Annotated in this window: 9 protein-coding genes and 3 pseudogenes; 5 read left to right on the forward strand and 7 right to left on the reverse strand. The window is 68.7% G+C overall.

Translation table 11 applies throughout. From position 1 onward, the window contains the following. The first annotated feature begins 201 nt into the window (after positions 1-201). Positions 202-441, forward strand: a complete 240-nt coding sequence (locus tag P1P70_RS10710; protein WP_033531337.1) for a heavy-metal-associated domain-containing protein — start codon at positions 202-204, stop codon at positions 439-441. Between the two features lie 33 nt (positions 442-474). Next, complete coding sequence (locus P1P70_RS10715) at positions 475-2,829, forward strand: heavy metal translocating P-type ATPase (protein WP_319236517.1); 2,355 nt, start codon at positions 475-477, stop codon at positions 2,827-2,829. Between the two features lie 681 nt (positions 2,830-3,510). Here P1P70_RS10715 and P1P70_RS10720 read toward each other — a convergent pair. From P1P70_RS10720 to P1P70_RS10745, 6 genes are all read right to left on the reverse strand, one after another. After that, on the reverse strand, positions 3,511-4,800 hold the full coding sequence (locus P1P70_RS10720; RefSeq protein WP_184893910.1) for a citrate synthase: 1,290 nt from the start codon (positions 4,798-4,800) through the stop codon (positions 3,511-3,513). A 259-nt stretch (positions 4,801-5,059) separates the two neighbouring features. Continuing rightward, positions 5,060-7,327, reverse strand: a complete 2,268-nt coding sequence (locus P1P70_RS10725; RefSeq protein WP_319236518.1) for an ATP-dependent RecD-like DNA helicase — start codon at positions 7,325-7,327, stop codon at positions 5,060-5,062. Positions 7,328-7,411: 84 nt separating this feature from the next. Continuing rightward, entirely contained in the window at positions 7,412-7,735 is a 324-nt protein-coding gene (locus P1P70_RS10730) for a helix-turn-helix transcriptional regulator (protein WP_319236519.1), read from the reverse strand. After that, a complete protein-coding gene (locus P1P70_RS10735) occupies positions 7,732-8,112 on the reverse strand; it encodes a type II toxin-antitoxin system RelE/ParE family toxin (protein WP_319236520.1) in 381 nt (126 codons plus the stop codon). The genes P1P70_RS10730 and P1P70_RS10735 overlap by 4 nt, the downstream gene beginning before the upstream one ends. A gap of 123 nt (positions 8,113-8,235) precedes the next feature. Next, positions 8,236-8,421 (reverse strand): DUF397 domain-containing protein, encoded by a 186-nt coding sequence (locus P1P70_RS10740; RefSeq protein ID WP_319236542.1) that lies wholly within the window; start codon positions 8,419-8,421, stop codon positions 8,236-8,238. A gap of 8 nt (positions 8,422-8,429) precedes the next feature. After that, positions 8,430-9,266, reverse strand: a complete 837-nt coding sequence (locus P1P70_RS10745; RefSeq protein ID WP_319236521.1) for a helix-turn-helix transcriptional regulator — start codon at positions 9,264-9,266, stop codon at positions 8,430-8,432. Positions 9,267-9,446: 180 nt separating this feature from the next. Here P1P70_RS10745 and P1P70_RS10750 point away from each other — a divergent pair, with 180 nt between their 5' ends. Then, positions 9,447-9,851, forward strand: coding sequence for an ATP-binding protein (locus P1P70_RS10750; RefSeq protein WP_220648683.1), 405 nt, complete (start codon positions 9,447-9,449; stop codon positions 9,849-9,851). 33 nt (positions 9,852-9,884) lie between these two features. After that, positions 9,885-10,136 (forward strand): annotated as a pseudogene (locus tag P1P70_RS10755) (hypothetical protein); the annotation flags it as partial. Between the two features lie 25 nt (positions 10,137-10,161). Here the strand turns inward: P1P70_RS10755 and P1P70_RS10760 are convergent. Continuing rightward, positions 10,162-10,520 (reverse strand): annotated as a pseudogene (locus P1P70_RS10760) (TetR family transcriptional regulator); the annotation flags it as partial. On the opposite strand from P1P70_RS10760, the pseudogene P1P70_RS10765 reads away from it, so the two are divergent. Continuing rightward, positions 10,507-10,743, forward strand: a pseudogene (locus tag P1P70_RS10765) (tyrosine-type recombinase/integrase); the annotation flags it as partial. The pseudogenes P1P70_RS10760 and P1P70_RS10765 sit on opposite strands and share 14 nt — an antisense overlap. Positions 10,744-10,754: the final 11 nt, after the last annotated feature.

Here is a 10,754-nt window from a genome sequence, read left to right on the forward strand (position 1 = left end):
TTATTTTTTTTTTCAACCACACACGGGCGTCCAGGTTTTCGCCCTGGCCCGGGGGTCCGTGAGGTGTATTAGAGGCAAGCGCCCCAACCCCCCGCGCGGACCCCTCTTGGATTCATACCCCTAGGGGGTATAAGGTGAATACCCTGAAGGGTTACCCGACCCCGACACAGTCCCCCACACGCCCCGATGAGGAGCAACGACATGACCACCGAGACCGACACCCAGGGCTCCGTCACCGCCGTCTACAAGGTGAGCGGCATGAGCTGCGGGCACTGCGAGGGCGCTGTTTCGGGCGAGATCACCCAGCTCGACGGCGTGTCCTCCGTGAAGGCCGTCGCCTCCACCGGCGAGGTCACCGTGGTCTCGGCCGCCCCGCTCGACGAGGAGGCCGTCCGCGCCGCCGTCGACGAGGCCGGCTTCGAGCTGGTCGGCAAGGCCTGAGACCGGGCACCGCCACGGACGTACGGCACGGACATGACGAGTACCACCGCGGCAGCCGCCACAGGAGACCCCGTCCAGGAGGACGAGCTGACCCACGAGGTCGAGCTGACCATCGGCGGGATGACCTGCGCCTCCTGCGCGGCCCGCGTCGAGAAGAAGCTCAACCGCCTGGACGGGGTCACCGCCTCGGTGAACTACGCGACGGAGAAGGCGAAGGTCACCTACCCCTCGGGGCTGGAGGTCGCCGACCTCATCGCCACCGTGGTGAAGACGGGGTACACGGCCGAGGAGCCACCGCCCCCGGCCCCTGCGGAGACCGGGGGCGAGGAGTCCCTCCGCACGGAGGCGGCGGACCCCGAACTCGCCGCACTGCGGCAACGGCTCACCGTCTCGGCGCTGCTCGCGGCGCCCGTCGTCCTCATGTCCATGATCCCCGCCCTGCAGTTCGACAACTGGCAGTGGCTCTCGCTGACGCTGGCCGCGCCGGTCGTCGTCTGGGGCGGGCTGCCCTTCCACCGGGCCGCGTTCACCAACCTCCGGCACGGCGCGGCCACGATGGACACCCTCGTCTCCGTCGGCACGCTCGCCGCCTTCGGCTGGTCCCTGTGGGCCCTCTTCCTGGGACACGCGGGCATGCCGGGCATGCGGCACGGTTTCGAGTTCACCGTCTCCCCTACGGCGGGCTCGTCGACGATCTATCTCGAAGTGGCCGCCGGAATCGTCGCGTTCATCCTGCTGGGCCGCTATCTGGAGGCCCTGTCCAAGCGTCGCGCGGGCGCCGCGCTCAAGGCTCTGCTGAGGCTGGGCGCCAAGGACGTCTCGGTGCTCCGGCAGGGGCGGGAGGTGCGGATCCCCGTCGGGCGGCTGGCCGTGGGCGACCGTTTCGTCGTACGCCCCGGGGAGAAGTTCGCCACCGACGGCACCGTCGTGGAGGGCGTCTCGGCCGTCGACGCGTCGATGCTGACCGGTGAGTCGGTGCCGGTGGACGTGACCGTCGGGGACGCCGTCACGGGCGCGACCGTGAACGCCGGCGGCCGGCTGGTCGTCGAGGCGACCCGGATCGGCGCGGACACCCAGCTGGCGCGGATGGCGCGGCTGGTGGAGGACGCGCAGAACGGCAAGGCGGAGGTGCAGCGGCTCGCCGACCGGATCTCGGCGGTGTTCGTGCCGGTCGTCATCCTGATCGCGGTCGCCACCTTCGGCGCCTGGCTCGGCGTCACGGACGACACCGCCGCCGCGTTCACAGCGGCCGTCGCGGTGCTGATCATCGCCTGCCCGTGCGCGCTCGGCCTCGCCACGCCGACCGCGCTGATGGTCGGCACGGGTCGCGGCGCCCAGCTCGGCATCCTCATCAAGGGACCCGAGGTCCTGGAGTCCACCCGCCGCGTCGACACCGTCGTCCTGGACAAGACCGGCACGGTCACCACCGGCCGGATGACGCTGAAGCGGGTGTACGTCGTCGGGGGCGCCCACACGGTCACCGGTGACACCAGCGGCACCGGCGACACCAGTGGCATCGGTGACGCCAGTGGCATCGGTGGCATCGGTGAAGCGGACGTCCTGCGCCTCGCCGGCGCCATCGAACACGCCTCCGAACATCCGGTGGGCCGGGCCATCGCCGCGGGCGCCGAGGAGCGCGTGGGCGCGCTGCCGCCCGTCGAGCGCTTCGAGAACGTGCCCGGGAAGGGCGTACGCGGCCTCGTGGAGGGCTACGACGTCCGGGTGGGCCGGTTCCTCGACGAACCCCTCCCCGAGGCCCTGCGGAGCGCCAAGGAGGCCGCCGAGGACGAGGGACACACGGCGGTCGCCGTCCTCCGCGACGGCGTGGCACTCGGTGTCGTCACCGTCGCCGACACGATCAAGGAGAGCAGCGCCGAGGCGGTACGGCGACTTCGGGCGCTCGGGCTCACCCCGATGCTGCTGACCGGGGACAACGAGCGGGTGGCCCGGTCCGTGGCCGCGGCGGTCGGCATCTCCCCCGAGCACGTGATCGCCGAGGTCCTGCCCGAGGACAAGGTCGATGTCGTACGCCGGCTCCAGGGCGAGGGCCGTACGGTCGCGATGGTCGGCGACGGGGTCAACGACGCCGCCGCGCTGGCCGTGGCCGACCTGGGGCTCGCCCTGGGCACGGGGACGGACGCGGCGATCGAGGCGGGCGATCTGACCCTGGTGCGCGGGGACCTGCGGGTGGCCGCCGACGCCATCCGGCTGTCGCGGCGGACCCTGTCCACGATCAAGGGCAATCTGGCCTGGGCCTTCGGATACAACGTGGCCGCGCTGCCACTGGCCGCCGCCGGATTGCTCAACCCGATGATCGCTGGGGCGACTATGGCCTTTTCGTCCGTATTCGTGGTAACGAACAGCTTGCGACTCAGGACATTTTCGTGACCGCCGGGCAAAAGTCCCTCTAGAGTCCGGAAGCAGCCTCACATAAGCTCTTCACAAGGCTCGCGCATCATCCTTACGCTGGGACCTCGATCACCGAATCAGGTCTCTTGTGCATCTTCAGGACATTTCACAAGAGACGCAGATCACAGTGATGTGAACGTAACCACCGAAGGGGTTCGTGAGTCTAAGTTGGCGATGTCAGAAGCGTCTTGGGGGGCGTGACTGGCATCTGGGGATGTCTTGGGGGACGTTCCCGGAATTGCGTTGCCGGGGCACGTGCACCGGGGAGCTTTGAGCGGCCCTCCCGTACGTACGCGTCCCGGCAGACCGCACACCGCAGCACAACAGACACATAGAGGTAGGACGACGAGCTCCGCTCGTCAAGCTCAGCGAATTCAGGCGCTGTGCCCACCAGACGCCCGGCCGGATCCCGTGGGGGGAATCCGCACCGGGACATGGGAAGGCGCCCTGCTCGCCGGCCCGTGGGGGGACCAGCGGCGCAGGGCGCCTTTTCTTCTATGCGCGCGCAGGCGCGCGTTTCTGCGCGCGCAGGCGCGCGAGAGGGCCGCGACCCCGAAGGGGTGGCGGCCCTGATCGAGGGCCGAAGGCCCGAAAGGGGCGCGGGGAACTGCGCGACCAGCCCCCACACGCCCGCGGACGGACAACCGGCCTCCGGCGAAGCTATCGCGCCTCGACCGGGACGAAGTCGCGCTCGACCACGCCCGTGTAGATCTGGCGGGGGCGGCCGATGCGGGAGCCCGGCTCCTTGATCATCTCGTGCCACTGGGCGATCCAGCCCGGCAGGCGGCCGAGGGCGAAGAGGACCGTGAACATCTCGGTCGGGAAGCCCATGGCGCGGTAGATCAGGCCCGTGTAGAAGTCCACGTTCGGGTAGAGGTTGCGCGAGACGAAGTAGTCGTCGGAGAGCGCGTGCTCCTCCAGCTTCAGCGCGATGTCCAGCAGCTCGTCGGACTTGCCGAGGGCCGAGAGGACGTCGTGCGCGGCGGCCTTGATGATCTTGGCGCGCGGGTCGAAGGACTTGTAGACCCGGTGGCCGAAGCCCATCAGGCGGACGCCGTCCTCCTTGTTCTTCACCTTGCGGATGAAGGAGTCGACATCGCCGCCGTTCGCCTGGATGCCCTCCAGCATCTCCAGCACGGACTGGTTGGCGCCGCCGTGCAGCGGGCCCCAGAGCGCGGAGATACCGGCCGAGATCGACGCGAACATGTTCGCCTGGGACGAGCCGACGAGGCGGACCGTCGACGTCGAACAGTTCTGCTCGTGGTCGGCGTGCAGGATGAGGAGCTTGTCGAGCGCTGAGACGACGACCGGGTCGAGGTCGTACTCCTGGGCCGGGACCGAGAAGGTCATGCGCAGGAAGTTCTCGACGTAACCGAGGTCGTTGCGCGGGTAGACGAACGGGTGACCGATCGACTTCTTGTACGCGTACGCCGCGATGGTCGGCAGCTTGGCGAGCAGGCGGATCGTGGAGAGGTTGCGCTGCCGCTCGTCGAACGGGTTGTGGCTGTCCTGGTAGAACGTCGACAGGGCGCTGACCACGGACGAGAGCATCGCCATCGGGTGGGCGTCCCGGGGGAAGCCCCGGTAGAAGTTCTTGACGTCCTCGTGCAGCAGGGTGTGCTGCGTGATCTCGTTCTGGAACGTGGAGAGCTCGTCGACGGTCGGAAGCTCGCCGTTGATCAGCAGGTACGCCACCTCCAGGAAGGTGGAGCGCTCGGCCAGCTGCTCGATCGGGTAGCCGCGGTACCGAAGGATGCCCTGCTCACCGTCGAGATAGGTGATGGCGGATTTATAGGCAGCGGTGTTGCCGTAGCCGCTGTCCAGGGTGACCAGACCGGTCTGGGCCCGGAGCTTCCCGATGTCGAAGCCCGTGTCGCCGACGGTGCTGTCGATCACCGGGTAGGTGTACTCGCCGTCGCCGTACCGCAGTACTACAGAGTTGTCGCTCACGTCATCCCTCACCGACGTAGTGCCTCTTCTTCGAGGTGCCCTGACTGTCTCTACCATCCCCCAATTGGCTCTGGAGAGTGCACTCGGGGTCGACCATCGGGCCCATCGGCGGCACTCAGTGCCGCCAACTTGCTCATCCTGCCCCCTCCGTCCGACATCTGGAAGGGCTGTGTGACCTTTACGACTCGTTTGATCGATCAAATTTTCACTCACGGGCCGCCGGAGCGGCGCGAGAGGTTTCCCCGAAGTGGGCCCGGGACTACAAAACCCGTGGTGCGAGCCGGAAGTCGAGAGCCGTGCACCGGCGGCCGGCGGAGACCGTGCGGACCGCCTGGCCGATCGCCTTGCGGGAGCCGACCAGGACCACCAGTTTCTTCGCCCTGGTCACCGCCGTGTAGAGGAGATTGCGCTGGAGCATCATCCAGGCTCCGGTGGTGACCGGGATCACCACGGCCGGGTACTCGCTGCCCTGGGACCGGTGGATCGTCACCGCGTAGGCGTGCGCCAGCTCGTCCAGTTCGTCGAACTCGTACGGCACCTCCTCGTCCTCGTCGGTGAGGACCGTCAGCCGCTGGTCGACCGGGTCGAGGGCGGTGACCACGCCGACGGTGCCGTTGAAGACGCCGTTCTCGCCCTTCTCGTAATTGTTGCGGATCTGGGTGACCTTGTCGCCGACGCGGAAGACCCGGCCGCCGAACCGCTTCTCGGCCAGGTCGGGGCGGGCGGGGGTGATGGCCTGCTGGAGCAGCCCGTTGAGGGTGCCCGCGCCGGCCGGGCCCCGGTGCATGGGCGCCAGCACCTGGACGTCCCGGCGCGGGTCGAGCCCGAACTTGGCCGGAATGCGACGGGCCGCCACGTCGACCGTGAGCCGCCCGGCCTCCTCGGTGTCGTCCTCGACGAAGAGGAAGAAGTCCTTCATGCCGTCGGTGACCGGGTGCTGCCCGGAGTTGATCCGGTGCGCGTTGGACACCACACCGGACTGCTGGGCCTGGCGGAACACCTTGGTGAGGCGGACGGCGGGGATGGGGCTGCCGTCGGCCAGCAGATCGCGGAGCACCTCGCCGGCGCCGACGCTCGGGAGCTGGTCGACGTCGCCGACGAAGAGGAGGTGGGCCCCCGGGGGCACCGCCTTCACCAGCTTGTTGGCGAGGAGGAGGTCCAGCATGGAGGCCTCGTCGACGACCACCAGATCGGCGTCCAGCGGGCGGTCCTTGTCGTAGGCCGCGTCGCCGCCCGGCTTCAGCTCCAGGAGGCGGTGGACGGTGGAGGCCTCGGCGCCGGTCAGCTCGGCGAGGCGCTTGGCGGCCCGGCCGGTGGGGGCGGCGAGCACGACCTTCGCCTTCTTGGCGCGGGCCAGCTCCACGATCGAGCGGACCGTGAAGGACTTGCCGCATCCCGGGCCGCCGGTCAGCACGGCCACCTTCTCGGTCAGCGCGAGGCGTACGGCCGCCTCCTGCTCCGGGGCCAACTCCGCGCCCGTGCGCCCCCGCAGCCACGCCAGCGCCTTGTCCCAGGCGACGTCGTGGAAGCCGGGCATACGGTCGCCGTCGGTGCGCAGGAGGCGCAACAGCTGGGCGGAGAGGGAGAGTTCGGCGCGGTGGAAGGGGACCAGGTAGATCGCGGTGACCGGGTCGTCGTGCTCGCCGTTCTGGCCGGGGACCTTCTCCCGTACGACACCGGGATCGCCCGAGTCCTCGTCCGGCAGGGCGAGTTCGGCCAGGCACTCGATGACCAGGCCCGTGTCGACCTGGAGGAGCTTGACCGCGTCGGCGATCAGGCGCTCCTCCGGGAGGTAGCAGTTGCCCTGGTCGGTGGCCTGCGAAAGGGCGTACTGAAGGCCCGCCTTGACGCGCTCCGGGCTGTCGTGGGGGATGCCGACGGACTGGGCGATCTTGTCGGCGGTGAGGAAGCCGATGCCCCAGACGTCGGCGGCGAGCCGGTACGGCTGGTTCTTCACGACCCCGATCGAGGCGTCGCCGTACTTCTTGTAGATGCGGACCGCGATGGACGTGGACACCTCGACCGTCTGGAGGAAGAGCATGACCTCCTTGATCGCCTTCTGTTCCTCCCAGGCGTCGGCGATCTTCTTGGTGCGCTTGGGGCCGAGGCCGGGGACCTCGATGAGGCGCTTGGGCTCCTCCTCGATGATCTGGAGGGTGTCCAGGCCGAAGTGCTGGGTGATGCGGTCGGCGAAGATCGGGCCGATGCCCTTGACCAGGCCGGAGCCGAGGTAGCGGCGGATGCCCTGGACGGTGGCCGGGAGGACGGTCGTGTAGTTCTCCACCGTGAACTGCTTGCCGTACTGCGGGTGGGAGCCCCAACGGCCCTCCATGCGCAGGGATTCTCCGACCTGGGCGCCGAGCAGCGCGCCGACGACCGTGAGCAGGTCGCCGCCGCCCCGGCCGGTGTCCACGCGCGCGACCGTGTAGCCGTTGTCCTCGTTGGCGTACGTGATGCGTTCCAGGACGCCTTCGAGTACGGCCAGTCGCCGCTCTGTGGGCTCGGTGTTCCCCGCCTGCTTGGACATGATCCGACGGTACCGTCAGGGTCTGACGGACGGGTGGGCCGAGGGGGCCGACGCTTCTGTGCCACCGGGCCCGAACCGGCGGCGCTACCCGACTTTGCGCAGTTCCCCGTCGCCGAAGACCGCCACCATGACGAGATTTCCACCCAGAGCCTCGACGTACCTCGCCACGACATCCGTTCCGGAAACCTGGCCGCTCTCGATCTGGGAGATCCGTCCCTTGCTCACTCCCATGCGCTCGGCGACCTGGGCCTGGGTGATCCCGCGTTCCTGGCGCATGTCGGCCAACCGCCAGGCACGGGCCTCGGCGAGCATGCTTCGAGTGCCTTCGATGAACGCGTCCCGGCCGCCGGCCAGCTCCTCCGCCCGCTCCCGATGTCCGCTCGCCGACCATGTGACGTGTCCGCTCACTTCCCCGACTCCTTCTTCCGATCAGCGACGTACTCCGCATACCGACGCTCGGCCAGCGGCATGGCCTCGTCGTACCAGACCTTCCAGCTTCCGGCTTTGTCTCCGGCCACCAACAGGATCGCGGAGCGCCACGGGTCGAACATGAACAGGACACGCACTTCGCTCCGGCCGGAGGAGCCAGGACGCAGTTCCTTGAGGTTGTGCAGCGCCGATCCCTTGATCCGGTCGACCAAGGGACGCCCCTCGGACGGTCCATGGCAGGCGAGAATCCAGATCGCCTGGTTCACGAGCACGTACGAGTCGGCGTCGGACTTCTCAAGATCGTGCAGCCACTGATCCACCTCGTGCGTCAGGTAGACGTCCCACTGCTCTTCCACCTTCTTCGACCCTTTCGCGAGTTTAGCATTTACTAAACATGAGCGAGTGGCCGGACAGCGTCGGAACCAGGGGCATTCACTCGGACGAGGCCGGATCAGCCTCGGCCGCCGCCCCAGGGCTGTTCACTTCCCGGCGGGCTTCTTGAGGGCTTCGAGGAAGGGGGCGAAGGAGGTCACAGGGAAGGTGAGGGTGGCGCGGGTCGGGGTTTTGGAGTCGCGGACGGCTATGTGGGTGGGGGTGGTGGCTATTTCCACGCAGGCGTTGCCGTCATCCGGGCCCGAGTAGGACGACTTCCGCCAGTGGTACATGAGGCGCCTCACAGCTCCTTGGCCAGCCGGTTGATGAAGTCGCGCGACCGTTGGGGGTCGAGCGATACGGCTTCCACTTTACGGAAGCGCGTTCGAAAAGCGTTGAGCTGTGCTTCGGAGTCGATGAATGCCGAACCGGTGGGCACGTCTCGCACCACCGTGCCGAGTCTGGGCACAGCGCCACCCGCGTACGTCATGGTGCTGGCGGCTCGGGCGAAGCCATCCAGGTCGAAGGGGATGACGCGCACAGCGATATGGTCCGCTTCGGAGTGATCGAGAAGCTTGGCGAGCTGAGCGCGGGAGGCGGCGCGATCGCCGACCCTGATGCGCAAGGCCGCCTCGTGGATCACCAACTCGTACGGGATCACGATCCGCTGGCGCCCCATGCGGTGGCGGACGCGCAACTCAAGCTCCTCATGCGTGAGTTCGGGCACCCTGGCGGAGAACACCGCACGGGCGTAGCTCTCCGTCTGGAGCATGCCCGGGACATACAGGATCGCCACCTCCCGCAGGAACTCGGCATGGTGTTCCAACTCGGCGAGATCCAGGAACGGCGTGGGCAGCAGCCCCCGGTACTCCTCCCACCAACCCCGTGTCCGGTCCGTGGCCATCGCGACCAACGCGTCAATGAACTCCGCGTCCGTACAGGCGTAATGGGACGCCAGTCGGCGCAGTCGCTCCTCGCTCACCCCGATGAGCCCCAGCTCGATGTGGCTGATCTGCACCCGGTTCGCCCCCAGGAGGGCCGCCGACTGGACGGCCGTCAGGCCGGCGGCCTCGCGGAGCCTGCGCAGTTCGACGCCCAGGCGTACCTGGCGGGCTGTCGGTTCGCGCCTCTGGACCATGCGCCGCTCTCCTCTTTCGGGGCCGGATCCCGCGACCGGCTTGATTCGGGTTACAGGTTACCCATACCGTCAGTGACGCGACGAACACTCTACGGAAGCGCACCGCACCGTCCTGCCACGACGGCGCCGGCAATGCCACCGTGCCTCAAATCCGCTCGCAGCCAACGGAGTTGACGATCCATGCCCGAAACCTGGGACTACACCCTCCAGATCCCCAACGACCTCAGAGCCGTGACCATCTGCCGTCGCACCCTGCGGCTGATCCTCACCATGCACGGTCTCATCGGGCTGGTGGACACGGCGGAGTTGCTCGCGACCGAGCTCGTCTCCAACGCCGTACGGCACACGAAGGGGCCCGCCGCGCTCCGGGTGCGGCGGTCGGCGGAGGGGGTGGTGTGGATCGGGGCATGGGACGCCGATCCCGAACCGCCGCAACCGCCACAGCCGCTGGAGCGGGTGGGCGAGCGGGAGGACGGACGCGGGCTGGGTCTCGTCGTGGCCTGCACGAAATACTGGGGATGGATGCCGTCGGCCAGGTTCGGCGAACGGGGCAAGTACGTGTGGTGCGAGCTGGCGGCGGCGTAGGGCGTCCTTGGGCGACGGGAAGCAGTTCGACTCATGGATAGACCGCGTCACCATGATGCGCGCCTGACTGCGCAGATGGCCAACGGGAACCCCGGCACCGCAGCGGCGCTCCTGCCGGCGCTCCTGGCGCTCGCAGGCGTGAACTCGCCCCTGATCTTCCCGAAGTCCATCGCCGCGCAAGAGACACAACGCCGCAGCGCGGTCGACGGCCGACCCGTCGTCTTCTGGCGGCCGGGCTGCCCGTACTGCATGCGACTGCGCTCGCCCGAAGGGCGGGCCACGCGGGCAGGCACCGCTTCGTATCAGGCTTTTAGGGCCGCTGTCCCTGGGAGCCGTCGGCCGCGAGCGGAAGACTGCGCAGCGCAGTGCGCTCGGCGCTGGCAGCGCTCCGTGGGCCGCCTCGGCGCGGAACGACTGGAGCAGGTACGCCACCAGGCGCCGGGACGCCGCACGGTCACCTGGCAGTGCGGTGACCAGACCGCAGCGGGACAACAGGGCTACGGCAAAGTCGGAGGGATGGAAGTCGGCCCGCAGCGCGCCAGCCGCCCGAGCCCTGCGGACCAGGGTCATGAAGTCCCGCTCGGCCTGTTCCCGTAGCCGCGCGTGTTCTCGGGTGCTGTCCGGGAAGGCCGCGACGAACGCGGCCGGGAATCCCCGTTCCTCCCGCTTCCACGACCTCCGCCACTCGACCGCCACGCTGCTCCTGGAGCAGGGCATCGAACTCGTCGTGATCAAGGAACTCCTCGGCCACGCCCACATCGGCGTCACCGCCGGCGTCTACGCCCACGTTCGACTCCGCCTCCAACGCCAAGCCATCGACACTCTGGGCAGCATGTTGGCCGAGGGCGAGAACTCCGAAGAGCCGCCGCCCTCGGCAGGTATCGTCCGCTGACGTTGCCGTCA

This window comes from Streptomyces sp. MB09-02B (assembly GCF_033794485.1).
In the GTDB taxonomy this organism is placed as follows: domain Bacteria; phylum Actinomycetota; class Actinomycetes; order Streptomycetales; family Streptomycetaceae; genus Streptomyces.